Source organism: Geodermatophilus sp. SMS 5-13, from assembly GCF_059428245.1.
Window position 1 is genome coordinate 519011 of sequence record NZ_CP165729.1, and the last position, 18159, is coordinate 537169.

The following is an 18159-nucleotide window of genomic DNA, read 5'->3' on the forward strand; positions in this document are numbered from 1 at the left end:
GGTAGTCGTCGCATGACCCTGAGCGCTCCCACCCCCGCCTTCGCCGCCAATCCCGCGCGCGGCCTGGTCTGTCGCAACTGCGGCGCGACGTTCGGCCTGATCGCCGAGCATGCCTGCGCCGAGTGCTTCGGCCCGCTCGAGGTCGACTACGACCCCGACATCATGAAGGCGGTCACGCGGGAGCAGATCGAGGCCGGCCCGCGGAGCATCTGGCGCTACGCCCCGCTGCTGCCGGTGGGCCAGGACCCCGCCGAGCGGGTGACCCTCGAGCCGGGCATGACCCCGCTGATCCGCGCCGACCGGCTGGCCGCCGAGCTCGGCATCACCGGCGGCCTGTGGGTCAAGGACGACTCCGCCAACCCCACCCACTCCTTCAAGGACCGCGTGGTCAGCCTGGCCGCCACCGCCGCGAAGAAGCTCGGGTACCAGAAGATCGCCGCCGCCTCGACCGGCAACCTGGCCAACTCGGTCGCCGCGCACGCCGCCCGCGTCGGCATCCCGTCCTTCGTCTTCATCCCGAGCGACCTCGAGCCGGGCAAGGTCGTGCAGTCCGCGGTCTACGGCCAGACCCTGGTCGCCGTCGACGGCTCCTACGACGACGTGAACCGGCTGACCAGCGAGCTCGCCGAGACCGACGAGTTCGAGGACACCGCCTTCGTCAACCAGAACGTGCGGCCCTACTACGCCGAGGGCTCCAAGACGATGGGCTACGAGATCGCCGAGCAGCTCGGCTGGCGCATCCCGGCCCAGGTGGTCATCCCGATGGCGTCCGGCTCGCTGCTGACCAAGGTGGACAAGGCCTGGCGCGAGCTGACGGCGGCCGGCATCGTCGAGGCGACGGAGTGGACGGTCTTCGGCGCGCAGTCGGCCGGGTGCGACCCGATCGCCACGGCCTTCGAGAACGGCTGGGACGTCGTCAAGCCGGTCAAGCCGTTCGGCATCGCGAAGTCGCTCAACATCGGCAACCCCGCCGACGGCCCGTACGCGCTCGACGCCATCCGGCGCACCGGCGGCTCGGTCGGCCGGGTCGGCGACGAGGAGATCGTCCAGGGCATCCGCGACCTGGCCCGCACCACGGGTGTGTTCGCCGAGACCGCCGGCGGGGTGACGGTCGCCGTCCTCAAGCAGCTGGTGGCCGACGGGCGGCTGGACCCGACCAAGGAGACCGTCGTCCTCAACACGGGGGAGGGGCTCAAGACCCTCGACCCGCTGGAGCCGGTCGTCGGGTTCACCCACCGGGTGGACCCGTCGCTGAAGTCGGTACGGGCCGCGGGGCTCATCGGGTAGGGGCGTAGTCTCCGGGGAACCGGTTCACCCGCGGAGACGACATTCCTGCTGAAACCGGTTATTCGCCGTGCGTGGAGTTGCGCTTTCGGCGTGTCCTGTGCTGTACCGTCTCGCGCGGTTCGAGTTCCACGCGCGTGTTCTGCGGGCGGAAGAGCGAGTAACCCGATCTCTCCACGGAGGGGGGATCGTCCGCACGCACGAAACGTGGGAGCACACGTGGCACAGGGCACCGTGAAGTGGTTCAACGCCGAGAAGGGCTTCGGCTTCATCGCCGTCGACGGCGGCCAGGACGTCTTCGTCCACTACTCCGCCATCCAGATGGACGGCTACAAGAGCCTCGACGAGGGCCAGCGGGTCACCTTCGAGGTCGTCCAGGGCGAGAAGGGGCCGCAGGCGGACGCCGTCCGTACCGCCTGAGACCGATTCACAGCGAGGCCCGGTTCCCACCAGGGAGCCGGGCCTCGCTGCTTTCGTCGGCCGGCCGAGTCCCTCTCTCAGGCGTCTCTCAGACCCTCTCCTTGCACTCGGCAGGGTCGAGTGCCAAACTCGTTTCTGGCACTCGGGGTCTCCGAGTGCCAATCATGGTCGGAACGGTGAGGCACCGGTCCGTGGGCCATCGGAGCGCCCACGCCGGCAGGTGTCGTCCGTCGCGGGCGCCGGCCCGGCCGTGCAGCGATCCATGCATGGAGGACACCACCACATGGCCAAGATGATCGCCTTCGAGGAAGAGGCGCGCCGCGGCCTCGAGCGGGGCATGAACACCCTCGCCGACGCCGTCAAGGTGACCCTCGGTCCGAAGGGCCGCAACGTCGTCCTCGAGAAGAAGTGGGGCGCGCCCACCATCACCAACGATGGTGTGAGCATCGCCAAGGAGATCGAGCTCGAGGACCCCTGGGAGAAGATCGGCGCCGAGCTGGTCAAGGAGGTCGCGAAGAAGACCGACGACGTCGCGGGTGACGGCACCACCACCGCCACCGTGCTCGCCCAGGCGCTCGTCCGCGAGGGCCTGCGCAACGTCGCCGCCGGCGCCAACCCGATGTCGCTGAAGAAGGGCATCGAGAAGGCCGTCGAGTCGGTCACCGAGTACCTGCTCTCGACCGCCAAGGACGTCGAGACCAAGGAGCAGATCGCCGCGACCGCGTCGATCTCCGCCGCCGACACCGCCATCGGTGAGCTCATTGCCGAGGCGATGGACAAGGTCGGCAAGGAGGGCGTGATCACGGTCGAGGAGAGCAACACCTTCGGCCTGGAGCTCGAGCTCACCGAGGGCATGCGCTTCGACAAGGGGCACCTGTCGGCCTATTTCGTCACCGACCCCGAGCGCATGGAGACCGTGCTCGACGACCCGTACATCCTGGTCGTCAACAGCAAGATCAGCTCGGTCAAGGACCTGCTCCCGCTGCTGGAGAAGGTCATGCAGTCGGGCAAGCCGCTCGCGATCATCGCCGAGGACGTCGAGGGCGAGGCCCTGGCGACCCTGGTCGTGAACAAGATCCGCGGCACCTTCAAGTCCGTCGCCGTCAAGGCCCCGGGCTTCGGCGACCGCCGCAAGGCCATGCTGCAGGACATCGCGATCCTGACCGGTGGCCAGGTCATCAGCGAGGAGGTCGGTCTCAAGCTCGAGAACGCCGACCTGTCGCTGCTCGGCCGCGCGCGCAAGTTCGTCACCACCAAGGACGAGACGACGATCATCGAGGGTGCGGGTGACGCCGACCAGATCCAGGGTCGCGTCAACCAGATCCGCGCCGAGATCGAGAAGTCGGACTCCGACTACGACCGCGAGAAGCTGCAGGAGCGGCTCGCCAAGCTGGCCGGCGGCGTCGCCGTCATCAAGGCCGGCGCGGCGACCGAGGTCGAGCTCAAGGAGCGCAAGCACCGCATCGAGGACGCGGTGCGCAACGCCAAGGCCGCCGTCGAGGAGGGCATCGTCGCCGGTGGTGGCGTCGCCCTGGCGCAGGCCACGGCCGTCGCGTTCGACAAGCTCGAGCTCGAGGGTGACGAGGCGACGGGTGCCAACATCGTGCGCGTCGCGCTCGAGGCCCCGCTGAAGCAGATCGCCGTCAACGCCGGCCTCGAGGGTGGCGTCGTGGTGGAGAAGGTCCGCAACTCCGACACCGGCTGGGGCCTCAACGCCGCCTCCGGCGAGTACGTGGACATGGTCTCCAGCGGCATCATCGACCCGGCCAAGGTGACCCGCTCGGCGCTGCAGAACGCCGCGTCGATCGCCGGTCTCTTCCTCACCACCGAGGCCGTCGTCGCCGACAAGCCGGAGAAGGCCGCCGCGGCCGCTCCGGGTGGCGACGGCGGCATGGGCGGCATGGACTTCTGAGAAAGGACCCCCTCGCTCCCCGGAATCCGCTTCGCGCATCCCGGGGCCCTGCGAGGGGGCCGTTCCAGAACGTCACCTTCGGGGGCGGTCCGCTTTCGAGCGGGCCGCCCCTGTCGGCGTTCCGGGGCGCGGCTCGAGCCGCCCCGGCGGCCGTGGAGCCGCGCCGTGGCCCGGTCAGACGGTCGGCCGCGCGGCTCAACCCTCGTCGGGCGCGAAGCAGCAGAACTCGTTGCCCTCGGGGTCGGCGAGCACGTCCCGGCCGATGTCGTCGTCCTGCGCGCGCACCAGCGTGGCGCCCGCGGACAGCAGTGCGTCGCGGTCCCCGTCGACGTCGAAGTGCAGCCGGTTCTTGACCGTCTTCGGCTCGGGCACCGCGTTGAACCAGATAGCCGGTCCGGCGCCGGTCGGGTCCTCGATCGCCACCGGGTCGGTCGCCGGCCGGTCGGCCTCGCGGCGGACGTAGCCCAGCGCCGCGCACCACCAGTCGGCCAGCGCCTGGTGGTCACGGGCGTCGAGGCAGAGGTCCTTGAAGCGGGCGGGCGCAGTCATGACCCGACCTCAGCACACGGCCACGCCGAGGGCCCGCCACCGGTCGGTGACGGGCCCTCGGTGCTGTTCAGTTGTGGTGCTTCCCGGCCGGGTTCAGCCCTGGCGGGGGCGTCGGACCGGCCGGGAGGCGGTCACGAGACCGTGACGTCGAACGGACCGGCGACACCGCCCTCGCTGGACTTGATGAACACCTTGCCCGGGTTGGTGGGCAGCGGAGCCAGCAGACGCAGCTCCCACTCGCCACCGACCGCAGGCGGAGCGGCGGCCGTGACCGGAGCGGTTCCGAGGACCGTCGTGGTCGGCGCGGTGCCCGCCGCGTTCGACCGGAGGACGGTGATCGTGGCACCCACGATGGTGGCGGTGCCGCGGATCCGGAACTGGGTGCCGGTCTTGTAGTCGGCCAGGTCGATGGTGACCGCGTCACCCGTGACCGTCGCGTCCACGGGAGCCGAGTTGCCCGAGTACGTGGTGGCCGCCGGCGTCCGGGAGGCGACCCGGAACCGGTACCGCTGCCCGTCGGGGTTCTTGGGCAGGTTGGTGATCTCGGCGGTGGACGTGGTCACGGTCTTGTCGAACTGCGGCGCGCGCGTGGCGACCGCGCTCGCGCCCGTCCCGACCACGGTCCAGGCCTGCACGCGGTAGTCCGTGGCGTCCTGGACCCCGGTCCAGCTGAGGTTCACCTTGCCCTGGGGGTTGGCGGCGTCGGCACCCGCGGGGCTGGTGCTCTCGACCCTCAGGTCGGCCGGGACCGCAGCCGCAGCAGCAGGCGCCGGCGAGACCAGGCCGGTGAGGGTGCTGAAGTCCCCAGCGGCGTCGTACCCGAGGATGTTGACCCGCGTGTTGGCCGCGGTGATCGGGATCGGACCCGCGTACACCTTGGCGGTGGCAGACGGCACGTCACCGGACAGGACGGCAGTACCGTCCGTCGTGTAGTAGATGTCCGTCGAGCCAGCCACGCTGACGCTCGCGGCGTTGACCACCGTGTTGCCGTTGAGGGCAGGGGTCGTCGTCAGCGTCGGGCCGACGCCGTCCTGACCGGCCGTCCCGCCGGCGGTCGCACCGCCCGCGAACGGCTCGCTCATCCGCCCGCCGGCGATCGAGCGGACCTCGATCTGGTACTGCTTCGCCGGGTCGAGGGTGAGCGTGGTGTTCGTGGCCGTCGCACCCAGGCGGATACCCGTCTGGGCCTGCGGGCCGCCGGCGGTCGCCGAGGGCTCGATGGCCAGAACGCTGTAGCCGGTCACGGCCTGCGCGCCGGGCACGGCGGTCGCCGGGGTCCAGGAGACCGTCGTCTTCGTCGGGTCCGTGGTCGACTTGACCGCGGAGTAGGTGCCCGCCGGAGCGGCCGCGTCGGCCGGGCCGGCCGGGCAGCCGCCCAGGCCCGGACCACCGAGCTCGCCGAACTCGGCGATGGTCAGGCCCTGCCGGTTGCCGGCGGCGTCCTGCACCTGCCAGGACATCATCCGCTCGCCGAGGTCGGCGTTGGCGACCAGGTCGGCGACCGTCGCGGCGTCCGGGCCCGTGAAGTTGTACGTCGCCGTGAAGGTGTTGGCGGCCTCGTCGATGGCAAGGGTCGAGGTATAGCCGGTGTCCGTGGTGGTGCCCGGCACCGCGCGCACGTCGCGGCGGCCGACGGAGGTGTCCTTCAGGTCGGCGTTGATGATGCGCTGCTCGACCTGGGCGGCGTTGACGCCGTCGTTGAGGTAGCCCCGGACGGTGACGGTGTTCCCGCTCCGGACCGCGTCGGCGTTGACGGCCGTGTCCTGGACGACGGTGTCCCCGAGGACGGTGGTGCCGAAGCGGATCTGCACCTTGTCTCCGGCCACGATGTTCGGGGTCACCTTGAGGTCGGTGCCGGCGCCCCAGCAGGCGCCGCCGGGGTGGTTGACCTCGAAGGCCACGTCGCCGGCGGCGACGACGGCCTGCGCCGAGCCGACGACCTGGGTGCCTCGGATCACCTCGAGCGTGGCCGTCTGGCCGACCCGGTTCTGGAAGCCCTCGACGCTGACGAAGTCGCGGTCGGGGAAGACCACGACGTTGTTGGGGAACGCCGGTGGGGCCGCCTCGGCCGGGGATGCCAGCACGAAGGAACTCGTGGCCGAGGCGGCCGCGAGGGCGCCGGCGAGGAGGACGCGGCGTGCCCGCTTGCCGCGTGGGGATTGTGGCGACGCGGAGGGAGCTGCAGCCGCAGTCCCCCCTCCGCGACCGCCGTACTTGCTCGGTCGTGTCGTAGTCATGATTTCTCCGCAGTCGAGCCGCTAGGTGCCCCGCTCGGGTGAGGAGGCCCGGAGACACGGTCCGCTATCAGGCCGCTCACAGGCAGCCGTTGCGTGGGGGACCCGTTCACCCCAAAGTGGGGCATGTCCCGGGTCGCCGTGCGTCGTGGGCTTGACACCGGGGTAGGCGGGCGCGGTGACCGTGCTGATCGGGACGTCGGGGTGGCAGTACCGCGACTGGCGCGGCCGCTTCTACCCGCAGCGGCTGCCCCAGCGGCTGTGGCTCGAGCACTACACCCAGCACTTCGCGACCGTCGAGAGCAACAACGCCTTCTACCGGCTGCCGGAGCGCGCGACCTTCGAGAAGTGGCGCGAGCGCACCACGCCGGACTTCCGCTGGGCGGTCAAGGCCAGTCGTTACCTGACCCACATCAAGCGGCTGCGCGAGCCGGAGGAGCCGGTGGCGCGGCTGATGGAGCGGGCGGTCGGTCTGGGCGCCAAGCTCGACGTGATCCTGCTGCAGTTGCCGCCCACCCTGCGCGCCGACGCCGACCTGCTGCGCGAGTGCCTGTCCCGGTTCCCGCCCGGCGTGCGCGTGGCCGTCGAGCCCCGCCACGACAGCTGGTGGACCGACGAGATCCGCGCGCTGCTCGAGCGCTACGGGGCGGCGCTGTGCTGGGCCGACCGCGAGGAGCAGCCGATCGTCCCGCTGTGGCGCACCGCCGACTGGGCCTACCTGCGGCTGCACACCGGCGTCGCGGACCCGTGGCCGCGCTACCGGCCGGAGACGCTGCGGCTCTGGGCCGAGCGGCTGGCCGCGACCTGGACCGACGAGGAGGACGTCGTCGTGTACTTCAACAACGACCCCGGCGGGGCGGCGGTCATCGACGCCGTCGCCTTCGCCGAGGCGGTGCACGCCACCGGCCGGAGGACGACCCGCGTGCCGACGCCGGAGCAGGCCTCGGGCCTGGCCTGGGCCGCCGCGTAGCGGGTCGCCGTCCGACCGGGGCGGACGTCAGTCGTCGTCCCCGCCGCCGTGGCGGGAGGAGTCGTCGGTCCGGTCGTCGGAACCGGAGCCGGAGTTGCCGCCGTGGCGTCCGCCGTCGTCGTCGCTCTCGTCCTCGACCTCGGGGGTGTCCACGGTGGAGGGGGCGGTCGCGCCGGCGCGGTCGTCGTCCTCGGCGTGGTCGCGGCCGCTGTTCACGCTGCCCGGTCCGGAGTTGTCCGTGCGCACGGCCGTCGTGGGCTCCTCGGTGCGGCCGCCGCGGTGCTGATGGATGCCGTCGTCGTCACCGGCCTCGACCTCGACCCCGTGCTCGGTCTCGGACTCGGACTCGGTCTCGTGCGATGTGCTCGGCGCGGCAGGCGGCGACACGACGGGGACCTGGGTCGGGTCGGCACCGGGGACGTCGTCGACGCCGTCCCGGCCCGAGTCGTCGGTCTCCGCTTCCTGCGCGTGGTCGTCGACGCCGGTGACGCGGTCGTCGGCGGAGTCCGGCAGGTCGAACGGGGAGACGGCCTCCACGGCGCCGGCGACGCCGTCCTGGACGGCGCCCGGCAGGACCCCCGCGGCGCCGGCGCCGGTCACGCCGGCGACGGTGATGCCCACGCCGGTGGCGATCTGGGCGACGGTGGAGGCGGATGCGATCTTGGCCGCGACAGCGGCGAGCCCCTCGAGCAGGAACATGTCGGTACTCCTGTGCGGCCGGCCCCGGAGGGGCGATGACGGAAACCGGCCCGAGGTGACCGGCCTCACGTCTATCGGCCGCCACCCCACCCAACTTGAACGTTTGAGGACTTAAGTCCCTGCTCGGGTGGGTAAGGCCTCCGCGTCCTCCGCGTGCCGCACGCCCAGCTGGGCGGCGGCCTCATCCAGCACCGCCTGGACGGCGAGAGTGTCCGCCAGCGGCATCACCGCGCTCTCGCTCGCCCCGGCGCGCACGCACTCGGTCACCTCGACCAGCTCGTGCGCGTACCCGTCGCCGACGTGCGGCCGGGCGATCGTCTCGGGCTCGGCGCCGGTGCGGTGCAGCACGATCGTGTCCGGGTGGTGGAAGCGGGGGAGGACGTCGATCCAGCCCGCCGTCCCGAACACCCGCGCCTGCCCCGGCATGCCGAAGCGCAGCGACGTGGTGAGGGCGGCGCTGCGGCCGTCGTCCCAGCCGAGCAGCAGCGCGGCCTCCGCGTCGACGCCGCTGTCGAACCGCGACCCGGTGGCGGTGACCGTGGCCGGGGCGCCGAGCAGCATCTGCGCGAAGCTCACCACGTAGACGCCCAGGTCGAGCAGCGCGCCGCCGCCGAGCGTCAGGTCGAACAGCCGGTCGCTCGGCTCGTACTCGCGGATCACGCCGAGGTCGGCCTGCACCGCGCGGACCTCGCCGATCGCGCCGTCCGCGATCAGCTCGCGCAGCCGCACGATCGCCGGCTGGAAGCGGGTCCACATCGCCTCCATGACGAAGACGCCGGTCTCGCGGGCGACGTCGACGACCTCCTGCGCGCCGGCCAGGGTCGCCGTGAAGGCCTTCTCCACGAGCAGCGCCTTGCCCGCGCGCAGGGCGCCGAGCGCGATGGCGTGGTGCTGGGCGTGCGGCGTCGCGATGTAGAGGACGTCGACGTCGGGGTCGGCGAGGATCGCGGCGTAGGAGCCGTGCGCCCGCTCCAGGCCGTGCCGGCGGGCGAAGTCCTCCGCGCGAGCCGACGACCGGGACGCCACCGCCACCGCCCGGGCCCCGTCGACGACGGCGAAGTCCTGCACCAGCCGCTCGGCGATGCGGCCCGGCCCCACGACGCCCCAGCGGATCTCCTCGGTCACCGCAGGGACGCTAGCGGAGGCCGACGTACGGGGTTTCCTCGCTCGCCGGACTCCGGTGCACGGCAGACTGACCCGCGTGGCGCTGCTGATCGACCCCCCGGTGTGGCCGTGGCGGGGCCGGAAGTGGTCGCACCTGGTCAGCGACGTCTCCTACGAGGAGCTGCACGCGTTCGTCGCGGCCGAGCTCGGCATCCCGCGCCGGGCGTTCCAGGGCGACCACTACGACATCCCCGAGGAGCTCTACGAGGTGGCGGTCGCCGCCGGTGCGCAGGCGGTCGGCGCCCGCGAGCTGCTCAGCCGGCTGCGGGCGGCGGGTCTGCGGCGGAAGAAGAACCACGAGCCCTCAGCAGGGTGAGCTCCGCGGTCAGGTTCGCCCGCGCCCGCGCCGTCCACTGGTCGGCCACGGCCGGCAGCCGGTAGAGCGCCGGCAGGGCCAGCAGCCGCTCGAGGACGGCGGCCCGGCCCGCCGTGAACACCTCGTCGGACAGGTGCCGGTACTCCTCGCGGACCGCCGAGGCGTACGTCGCGTAGGCCTCCGGCGGGCTGGCCAGGACGGCGAGGTCGGCGTCGCAGAGGACCGCGCCGTTCGCGTCCCCCGGCTCGGGGTCGTGGCCCGCCGTGAGCAGCACCAGCCGCTCCACCTCGGCGATCCGTGCGTCGTCCACCAGCCCGCGCAGCCCGGCGCGCGCCCGGACGGCGCTGACCTGCTCGTTGTCATCGCGCTGCGGGTCGTAGACGGCGTCGTGGTACCAGGCGGCCAGCCGGACGGCGTCGGGGTCGGCCGCGGCCCCGGCCAGCTCCCCGACGATGCCGAGCACCGCCGCGAGGTGCGCGAGGTCGTGGTAGCGGCGGTGCGGCTCGCTCCAGGCCTCGACCAGAGCGGCCCACTCGGTGCGGGAGGTGGGGGAGTCCCCGGCCAGCGCCGCCCAGTCCTCGAACCGGACGGTCATCGCACGCCCGCCGTCCGCACGGCCAGCAGCGCGAGCGCCCGGGCGACCGTGACCAGGTCGGCCACCGGCACCCGCTCGTCCGGTCCGTGCGCCAGCCGCAGGTCGCCCGGCCCGTAGTGCAGCGTCGGGATGCCCGCCGCGGCGTACTGGCGCAGGTCGCTTCCGGCGGAGATGGCCTTCTCCTCCGGGTCGCAGGCGCCGGCGTCCCGGACCGCGCGCCGGACGTCGCCGGCCAGCGGATGCCCGGCGGGCAGCTGGCCGCTGGCGAAGCTGCCGCCGGTCCAGGTCAGGCGCACCGGGTGCTCGGCCAGCCAGGGGTGCGCCGAGCAGAACGCGGCGACCCGCTGCTCGAACGTGCGGCGGGCGGTCTCGACCGGCTCCCCGACGACGACGCCGTAGCGGCCCTCGGCGACCAGCCGGTCGGGCACCGAGCTCGCCCAGTCGCCGGCCGACACCTTGCCGATCGACAGCGCGTAGGGGAGACGGGTGCCGCCGAACCGCGGGTCGGCGCCCACCTGGCGCTCGGCCTCCAGCGCCCGGAGCTCGGCGTGCAGCTCGGCGAACAGCTCGACCGCGCTCACGCCCTCGTCGCGGTAGGCCGCGTGCGCCGCGCGCCCGGTCACCTCCAGCCGGAAGGTCAGCGCGCCGGCGTTCGCCGTCACCAGCGCGCCGGCCGTCGGCTCGGGGATCACGCAGGCCTCGCCCCCGTGCCCCCGGCGCAGCGTCGCCCACGCCCCGAGGCCGCCGTCCTCCTCGCCGATCACGCTGTGCACGGCGACCGGCCGGGCCAGCCGCAGCCCCGCCGTCCGGACGGCGGCCAGCGCGCCCAGCGATGCGATGACGCCGGCCTTCATGTCGCACGAGCCGCGCCCGTGCACGGCGGCGCGGTCCACCCGCGGGTCGAACGGGTCGCCGGGCCACAGCGCCCGGTCCCCGGCCGGGACGACGTCGGTGTGCCCGGCGAGGACCAGCGCCGGGACGCCGTCCGCCTGCGTGGTGCCGACGACGCCCCACGCCTCGGTGCGCACGACCTCCTGCCCGGGAGCGTCCGGCTCGGTCGCGGCCGCGGCGAGGTCGATCGGCCAGCGGTCGACGTCGCAGCCGAGCTCCTCGAGCCAGTCGCCGACGAGGTGCTGCGCCTCGCTCTCGGCGGCGGTCCCGCCCACCGAGGGGACGGCGACCAGCCGCCGCAGCCGGTCGACCAGCCAGTCCTCGTCGACGGCGTCGAGCGCCCGCTGCTCCGCCGTCGTCAGGTCCGCCACGGCGCGGAGTGTGGCACGGCCACCGGACGGGCCGCGGCGGTGCGGACCCGGCCGCCCGCCCGGCCGGGTTAGCGTGGCGCCCGTGACGCAGCCGCCGCCCCCGCCGGGCTGGTACCCCGATCCCGCCGGCAGCGGAGGGAGCCGGTGGTGGAACGGGCAGGGCTGGACCGAGCACGTCCAGGCGCCCGCCGCTCCGCCCCCGCCGCCTCCGCAGCAGACGCCGTCCCACTCGCCCGCCGCGCAACCGGGCGTCGTCCAGCAGGCGGTCGCGCACTCGGGCGCCTCGCTCTACGAGCAGCCGGTGATCGTGGTCAGCCAGCGGACCAAGCTGATCGAGCTGACCAACGAGTACGCGGTGTACGACGCGCAGGGGCAGCAGATCGGCGCGGTGGTCCAGGTCGGCCAGAGCGCGATCAAGAAGGCGCTGCGCTTCGTGTCCGACTTCGACCAGTTCCTGACCCACCGCCTCGAGGTCCGGGACGCGAGCGGCGTGGTGCTGGTCCTGACCCGCCCCGCCAAGCTGGTCAAGTCACGGGTGGTCGTGACCCGGCCGGACGGCTCGCCGGTCGGCGAGATCGTGCAGGCCAACGTGTTCGGCAAGATCCGCTTCGACCTGGTGGCGGGCGGCCAGCTGGTCGGCGCCATCCAGGCGGAGAACTGGCGGGCGTGGAACTTCGCGATCATCGACGCCGCCGGCACCGAGGTGGCGCGGATCACGAAGACCTGGGAGGGCGTGGCCCGGACGCTGTTCACGACGGCCGACAACTACGTCGTCCACGTGCACTTCCGCCTGCCCGAGCCGCTGGCCAGCATGGTCATCGCCTCGGCGCTCACCGTGGACACCGCGCTCAAACAGGACGACCGCGGCTTCAACTAGCAGGACCCGCTGCCCCCCACCGCTCGCAGGCTCGCGGCGGGCCCTGCAGCGGGCCCTGCAGCGGGGCCGCCCGGTGGCCGCAAGCGGGGTATGGTCGAAGACGTCCGGACCGGGTGATCTGTGCCCCCGGGTGCCAATTGGTTATCGCCTTCGCGGAATACCGCCCCGGCCTCGCGGTCGGGGGCTGGAGCCGCGTTGTGCTTCTCGCCGCGAGGCGGCCAGCACCCGGTCCGGGCCTCGACGGCAGGACGGCCCCGATCCCTGCAGGGAATCGGGGCCGTTGGTGTGTGCAACGCCTTCGGCCGGGTTAGTTCCGTACGGAACCGACACCCCCCACGGAAGGCCGACGACCATGGCCGACACCCTCCGGCAGGGCCGAGCTCTCGACACCGAGCGGCACCGGCTGCCTGTACGCACGCTGGTCTCGGCCAGCATCGGCAACGCGGTGGAGTGGTTCGACTGGACCGTCTACGCCACCTTCGTCGTCTTCTTCGCCGGCCAGTTCTTCCCGGCCGAGAACGAGGCGCTGGCGCTGATCGGGGCGACGTCGACCTATGCGCTGGCCTTCTTCTTCCGGCCGCTGGGCGGCATCCTGCTCGGCCGGTTCGCCGACCTGCGCGGCCGCAAGGCCGGGATGCTGCTGACCATCCTGCTCATGGCCGGCGGGTCGATGGTCATCGCGATCCTGCCCACGTACGAGCAGGTCGGCTGGCTGGCGCCGATCCTGCTGCTGATCGCCCGCATCGCGCAGGGGATGTCGCTGGGCGGCGAGGTCTCCAACGCGTCGGCCTATCTGGGTGAGATCGCGCCGCCGAAGTACCGCGGCCGCTATTCCTCGTTCTTCTACATCTCCACGGGCTCGTCGCTGCTGGCCGCTTCGCTGCTCGGCGTGCTGCTGACCAGCGTGCTCGACCAGGACCAGTTGGAGAGCTACGGCTGGCGGATCGCGTTCTTCGCCGGCGGCCTGCTCGGCCTGGTCGGCCTCTGGCTGCGCCGCTCGCTGGCCGAGACCGAGCAGTTCGAGGAGAACGCGGAGAAGGCCCGCGCGACCAAGCACCCGCTGCTGCAGACGATCAAGCACCACCCGAAGGCCGTGCTGCAGCTGGTCGCCCTCACGCTGCTCAACACGCTGTCGTACTACACGTTCTTCAGCGCGCTGACGCCCTTCGCGATCTCCTTCCGGGACGCCGACAAGACCGACGTCTTCGTCGCGCTCTCGATCGGCACGGCGCTGTTCGTCGCGCTGTGCTACCCGTTCGGGAAGCTCTCCGACCGGTTCGGGCGCAAGCCCCAGCTGCTCGTCTGGTCCGGTGCGATGGCGGTGCTCATCGTGCCGCTGTCGTTCCTCGTCCGGGACAACCTGCTGTCGCTGATCGTCGTCTTCTGCACCGGTCTCGGGCTCTACGCCCTGATGGCCTCGCTGGCCCCGGCGATCATGAGCGAGCTGTTCCCGACCGAGCTGCGCGCCACCGGCATCGGCGCCTGGTACAACCTCACGGTCGCCACCTTCGGCGGCACCGCGCCGCTGGTGATCACCTGGCTGTCCGACGCCGGGCACCCGCTGTGGTTCTTCTGGTACGTCGCCATCGCCGCCGCCATCACGTTCTCCGTCATCCTGACCATGCGGGAGACGAACGGCACCGAGCTGCGCTGACACTCCTCGCCCGGATGCACGACCGCCCCGTCCCGGGGGACGGGGCGGTCGTGCCGTGCCGGTCGCTCAGTACGTCTCGTCGGTGGTGGTGCGCTGGACCGGACCGCCCGCGGGCGGCTGCCCGTAGGCGTCGGTGCGGGTGACCCGCCGGCGCTGACGAGGCCCCCAGACGGCGAGCTCGAGGACGATGCCCAGGGCTCCGGCGATCATGAGGATCCACCCGACGACCTGCAGGTCGATGCCGCTGACGTCGACGCGCAGCGCGAATGTCAGGATCGCTCCGAGCGCGAGCAGGACGATCGCAGTGCCGAGTCGCATGCTGACTCCCTTCGTGGCGGTCCCTGGCGCAGTCCAGTTCCCGGGCAGCCGGGACCGGCGGCGGTCGCCGCTGGAGCGGCGGATGCCCCCGGCACCCAGGGCCAATCGGAGCGGACGCGCGGTACACCCGGACGGGTGACCGCGAGCCGGCGTCTGAGGCCCCTTAGGCGCACTCAGCCGGTCCGCGTCGCCGAGGACTGCCCGGTCGACCGATGCCGGGGGCCACCCCTCAGCACGAATCTTCTCCTCGTCCGAAGCGGAGAAGGAGAAGACGATGTCGAACTACAGCAACCCGGCCCTCGAGGCGGAACTCGCCTACCGCCGCGAGCTGCTCCAGGCGGCGGGCAGCCGACCTCGCGGCCGCCGCTGGCTGCCTCGCCGCCGGCCGTCGCTCTGACCGCCGTCGCCGAGCCCCTGGCGGGGCTCGTCCTGTCGGCAGGTCGTGCCACGATCTTCGACGTGCCGCGATGGGACGACGGACCTCTGGTGGGCCGGGCCGAGGAGCTCGACCACCTGCTGGCGCACGTCGACCGGGCCGCGGCCGGGCGTCCCTCCGCCGTCCTGCTGGCCGGCGACGCCGGTGTCGGCAAGACCCGGCTGCTCGACGAGCTGGCCGCCCGCGCCGGTGAGCGGGGCGTCCGCGTCCTCACCGGGCACTGCGTGGACCTGGGCGACGTCGGCCTGCCCTACCTGCCGTTCGTCGACCTGCTGCGGCCGGTCGCCGCCGACCCCGAGCTCGCGCCGGCGGCGTCCGGCCTGCCCGCGCCGACCGACCTGCTGGCCGGCCGGCCGGGCGTGGTCTCCGCCGAGTCCGCCGACGCGGGGGACTTCGGGCGCGGCATCCCGCACCGCAGCCTGCGCCCGGCGGTCGACGACGGCCGGCTGCAGCTGTTCGAGTCGGTCGCGGCGCTCCTCGGGGAGCTGGCCGCGGCGGCCCCGCTGCTCGTCGTCCTGGAGGACCTGCACTGGGCCGACCGGTCCAGCCGCGACCTGCTCCGCTACCTGCTCGCCCGACTGGTCGACGAGCGGGTGGCGATCGTCGCCTCCTACCGCTCCGACGACCTGCACCGCCGGCACCCCCTGCGCCCGCTGCTGGCCGAGCTGGTCCGGCTGCCCGGCGTGGAGCGGCTGGAGCTCGCCCCGCTGCCCGACGGGGCGGTCGAGGAGCTCGTGCGCCGGCTGGCCGCGGAGGCCGGCTGCGCCGACTCGGCGGCCGTCGACGACGTCGTCGCGCGCGCCGAGGGCAATGCGTTCTACGCCGAGGAGCTGCTGGCCGCGGGGCTGGAGGGGGAGACCCTGCCCCTCGGCCTGACCGACGTCCTGCTGGCCCGGGTCGAGCTGCTCAGCCCGGCCGCGCAGCAGGTGCTGCGGGTCGCCGCGGTGGCCGGCCGGCGGGTGCGGCACGAGCTCGTGGCCGCCGTCAGCGGGCTGGGCACCGGCGAGCTGGAGGGCGCGCTGGCCGAGGCGGTGCACCACCACCTGCTCGTGGTCTCCGACGGCGGCCGCTACCGCTTCCGGCACGCGCTGCTGCGCGAGGCCGTGCTCGCCGACCTGCTGCCCGGCGAACGGGTGCGGCTGCACGCGGCCGTGGCCGCCTACCTGACCGCGAACCCGTCCGCCGGCACCGCGGCCGAGCGTGCCCACCACGCCCGCGAGAGCAACGACCTGCCCGGCGCCCTGACCGCCTCGCTGGAAGCGGCGGCAGAGGCGCAGCGGGCCGGGGCGCCGGCCGAGCAGCTGCAGCAGCTGGAGGCGGCGCTGGCCCTCTGGTCCGCCGTCCCGGACGCCGCCGAGCGCGCCGGGCGGAGCCAGATCGCGCTGCTGATCGAGACCGCCGCCGCGGCGCGGGCCGGCGGCGACCTGAGCCGCGGCATCGCGCTCCTGCGTGCCGCGCGCGACACGCTCGGCCCTGACGGCGACCCGCTGGTCCGCGCGCGGGTGCACTACACGTTCGCCCAGGCGCTGATCTGGGTCGACGACCACACCGGCGCCTACCGCGAGAGCAGTGCGGCCATGGCGCTCGTCCCCGCCGAGCCGCCCAGCCCGGAGCGGACCTGGGCCGCCGCGACGCACGCCCGGGCCGCCTACTACGTCGACCGCGGGCCGGAGGCCGACGCCGCCGCGGAGGAGGCGCTGGCGGCCGCCGACGCCCTCGGCCTGGACAGCGCGTGGGCCGACACCGCGGTGTCGGTGGTGCGCTTCCGCGACGAGGCCGACTACGCGGCGGTGCAGGCCCGCCTCGCCGAGGCGCTGACCCGCGCCCGAAGGTCCGGTGACCTCGACGTCGAGATGCGGGTGCTGTTCAACCAGGCGATCGTCGCCTACGAGGGCGGCGACCTGGCCGACACCCTGCGGCGCAGCACCGCGGCCGTGGAGCGGGCCTGCGCCGTCGGGGTCGAGTGGTCGTTCTACGCCGCCGAGCTGCGGCACCTGCAGGTCGTGGCCGGCTACATGACGGGCGACTGGGACCTCAGCCTGGCCGCCGCCGACCAGCTGGCCCGCGTGCCGGAGATGGCGGCCCACGTGCGCGCCGCCGGGCTGCTCGTGCAGGTCGGCCGGGGCGATCCCGCGACCGAGGCCCGGATCGCGTGGGCCCGGACACTGAGCGGGCGGCTCGGCACCCAGGTCATGCTGATGATCTCGCTGGCCGCTGCCGAGATCGACCTCGCCGGGTGGGCCGGGGACGCCGAGACGGCGGTGCGGCGAACCGAGGAGGCGGTGCTGCGGCTGGCCGAGCTGTGGAAGGTCGACCGGATGGCCGCCGTCCGACTGGTCGCGATGGCGCTCGGTGCCGCGGCCGACGCCGCCGCGGCGGCCCGGCTGGTCCGCGACACCGCCGCGGCCGATCGCCGGGTGGCCGACGGGGAACGGCTGGGCGCCCTGGCCGCCGAGGCCGTGGACGCATACACCGCCGCCGGCTTCCTGGTGGGGCCGGAGGGCCGGGCGTGGCAGCTCCGGGTCGCCGCGGAGGAGGCCCGGCTGACCGGGAAGCCGGGGGTCGAGGCGTGGCAGGCGGTGGTCGACGCCTTCGCCGGGCTCGGCCACGTCTACGAGGAGGCCCGCTCACGCTGGCGGCTGGCCGAGGCGCTGCTCGGCGCCGACGACCGCGAGGCCGCCGGGGCCGAGCTCCGGGCCGCGCACGAGGTCGCCGTCCGGCTGGGGGCGGCCCCGCTCCGCTCGGGCGTCGAGGGGCTCGCCCGCCGCGGCCGGCTGGAGCTGGGGCTGCCCGGTGCCGGCCGCGCCGTCGATCCGGCGGCGGTCTTCACGCCGCGGGAGGCCGAGGTGCTGGCGCTGCTGGCGCAGGGGCGCACCAACCGCCAGATCGGCGCCGCGCTGTTCATCAGCGAGAAGACCGCCAGCGTGCACGTGAGCAACATCCTGGCCAAGCTCGACGCCGGCGGCCGCACCGAGGCGGTGGCCATCGCCGCGCAGCGCGGGCTGCTGCCGCCGGCCTGAGCCGGCCGCCGGGGCTCAGCGGCCGGGCGTCGTCCGGTTGCCGGTGAGCTTGTCGTGCAGGCGCGCGACCCACTCGTCGAGCACGTTGGTGCGGTCGTCGGGGCCCGCGGGTCCGCTCGGCATGAGCACCCACAGGAGCAGGTAGATCAGGATGCCGGCGCCTCCGGCGACGGTGAGGCCGATGAAGCCGACCCGCCACAGCAGCGGGTCGACGCCGCTGTACTCGGCCAGGCCGCCGCAGACACCGCCGAGCATCTTCTCGGAGCTGCTGCGGCGCAGCTGCGGGCGCGGGGTCGGGGCGGGCGGGGGCTGCTCGGCGGTCGGCTGGTGGTCCACGGCCGGGGGGATCGCTGTCATGACCAGAAGCGTCGTCGTTGCGGCGGCCTCGCGGCATCGGGGAACGCCCGGATCCGTCCCTGGTTCTGCCGCTCCGGGTGGCCCCTGTCTGC

General features: G+C 73.7%; 17 protein-coding genes. 9 read left to right on the plus strand and 8 right to left on the minus strand.

Annotated elements, in window-relative coordinates:
* Nucleotides 1–12 precede the first annotated feature (12 nt).
* From thrC to groL, 3 genes are all read left to right on the plus strand, one after another.
* Nucleotides 13–1287 carry a threonine synthase gene (gene thrC / locus AB3388_RS02515; RefSeq protein ID WP_495409176.1) on the plus strand — a complete coding sequence of 425 codons (1275 nt, stop codon included), beginning with the start codon at nucleotides 13–15 and terminating at the stop codon, nucleotides 1285–1287.
* Nucleotides 1288–1503: 216 nt separating this feature from the next.
* Nucleotides 1504–1704 (plus strand): cold-shock protein, encoded by a 201-nt coding sequence (locus AB3388_RS02520; RefSeq protein ID WP_091109274.1) that lies wholly within the window; start codon nucleotides 1504–1506, stop codon nucleotides 1702–1704.
* 283 nt (nucleotides 1705–1987) lie between these two features.
* Nucleotides 1988–3616 carry a chaperonin GroEL gene (gene groL / locus AB3388_RS02525; protein ID WP_495409177.1) on the plus strand — a complete coding sequence of 543 codons (1629 nt, stop codon included), beginning with the start codon at nucleotides 1988–1990 and terminating at the stop codon, nucleotides 3614–3616.
* A gap of 195 nt (nucleotides 3617–3811) precedes the next feature.
* Here the strand turns inward: groL and AB3388_RS02530 are convergent, their stop codons facing one another.
* Both AB3388_RS02530 and AB3388_RS02535 read right to left on the minus strand, forming a co-directional pair.
* Nucleotides 3812–4165: a VOC family protein gene (locus tag AB3388_RS02530; RefSeq protein ID WP_495409178.1), complete on the minus strand. Its 354-nt coding sequence runs from the start codon at nucleotides 4163–4165 to the stop codon at nucleotides 3812–3814.
* 131 nt (nucleotides 4166–4296) lie between these two features.
* Nucleotides 4297–6249 (minus strand): hypothetical protein, encoded by a 1953-nt coding sequence (locus AB3388_RS02535; protein ID WP_495409179.1) that lies wholly within the window; start codon nucleotides 6247–6249, stop codon nucleotides 4297–4299.
* Nucleotides 6250–6577: 328 nt separating this feature from the next.
* On the opposite strand from AB3388_RS02535, the gene AB3388_RS02540 reads away from it, so the two are divergent.
* Complete coding sequence (locus AB3388_RS02540) at nucleotides 6578–7369, plus strand: DUF72 domain-containing protein (RefSeq protein WP_495409180.1); 792 nt, start codon at nucleotides 6578–6580, stop codon at nucleotides 7367–7369.
* 27 nt (nucleotides 7370–7396) lie between these two features.
* Here the strand turns inward: AB3388_RS02540 and AB3388_RS02545 are convergent, their stop codons facing one another.
* Both AB3388_RS02545 and AB3388_RS02550 read right to left on the minus strand, forming a co-directional pair.
* Nucleotides 7397–8068 carry a hypothetical protein gene (locus AB3388_RS02545; protein WP_495409181.1) on the minus strand — a complete coding sequence of 224 codons (672 nt, stop codon included), beginning with the start codon at nucleotides 8066–8068 and terminating at the stop codon, nucleotides 7397–7399.
* A gap of 111 nt (nucleotides 8069–8179) precedes the next feature.
* The gene (locus AB3388_RS02550) at nucleotides 8180–9193 is read right to left on the minus strand and encodes a Gfo/Idh/MocA family protein (protein WP_495409182.1); all 1014 of its coding nucleotides are present in this window, start codon (nucleotides 9191–9193) and stop codon (nucleotides 8180–8182) included.
* 76 nt (nucleotides 9194–9269) lie between these two features.
* Between AB3388_RS02550 and AB3388_RS02555 the strand changes: the two genes are divergently transcribed.
* Nucleotides 9270–9548, plus strand: a complete 279-nt coding sequence (locus AB3388_RS02555; protein WP_495409183.1) for a DUF4031 domain-containing protein — start codon at nucleotides 9270–9272, stop codon at nucleotides 9546–9548.
* Here the strand turns inward: AB3388_RS02555 and AB3388_RS02560 are convergent.
* Together AB3388_RS02560 and AB3388_RS02565 are read right to left on the minus strand one after the other, a co-directional pair.
* A complete protein-coding gene (locus AB3388_RS02560; protein WP_495409184.1) occupies nucleotides 9487–10143 on the minus strand; it encodes an HD domain-containing protein in 657 nt (218 codons plus the stop codon). The genes AB3388_RS02555 and AB3388_RS02560 overlap by 62 nt on opposite strands.
* Entirely contained in the window at nucleotides 10140–11405 is a 1266-nt protein-coding gene (locus AB3388_RS02565) for an ArgE/DapE family deacylase (RefSeq protein ID WP_495409185.1), read from the minus strand. The genes AB3388_RS02560 and AB3388_RS02565 overlap by 4 nt, the downstream gene beginning before the upstream one ends.
* An 82-nt stretch (nucleotides 11406–11487) precedes the next feature.
* Here AB3388_RS02565 and AB3388_RS02570 point away from each other — a divergent pair, with 82 nt between their 5' ends.
* Together AB3388_RS02570 and AB3388_RS02575 are read left to right on the plus strand one after the other, a co-directional pair.
* Entirely contained in the window at nucleotides 11488–12282 is a 795-nt protein-coding gene (locus tag AB3388_RS02570) for a phospholipid scramblase-related protein (protein WP_495409186.1), read from the plus strand.
* Nucleotides 12283–12634: 352 nt separating this feature from the next.
* Nucleotides 12635–13936 carry an MFS transporter gene (locus AB3388_RS02575; RefSeq protein WP_495409187.1) on the plus strand — a complete coding sequence of 434 codons (1302 nt, stop codon included), beginning with the start codon at nucleotides 12635–12637 and terminating at the stop codon, nucleotides 13934–13936.
* Nucleotides 13937–14002: 66 nt separating this feature from the next.
* Here AB3388_RS02575 and AB3388_RS02580 read toward each other — a convergent pair whose 3' ends face one another.
* Nucleotides 14003–14254, minus strand: coding sequence for a DUF6458 family protein (locus AB3388_RS02580; RefSeq protein WP_495409188.1), 252 nt, complete (start codon nucleotides 14252–14254; stop codon nucleotides 14003–14005).
* 274 nt (nucleotides 14255–14528) lie between these two features.
* Between AB3388_RS02580 and AB3388_RS02585 the strand changes: the two genes are divergently transcribed.
* Nucleotides 14529–14651, plus strand: coding sequence for a hypothetical protein (locus AB3388_RS02585; RefSeq protein WP_495409189.1), 123 nt, complete (start codon nucleotides 14529–14531; stop codon nucleotides 14649–14651).
* A 62-nt stretch (nucleotides 14652–14713) separates the two neighbouring features.
* Nucleotides 14714–17710 (plus strand): helix-turn-helix transcriptional regulator, encoded by a 2997-nt coding sequence (locus AB3388_RS02590; protein ID WP_495409190.1) that lies wholly within the window; start codon nucleotides 14714–14716, stop codon nucleotides 17708–17710.
* Between the two features lie 15 nt (nucleotides 17711–17725).
* Here the strand turns inward: AB3388_RS02590 and AB3388_RS02595 are convergent, their stop codons facing one another.
* Entirely contained in the window at nucleotides 17726–18067 is a 342-nt protein-coding gene (locus AB3388_RS02595; protein ID WP_495409191.1) for a PspC domain-containing protein, read from the minus strand.
* Nucleotides 18068–18159 lie beyond the last annotated feature (92 nt).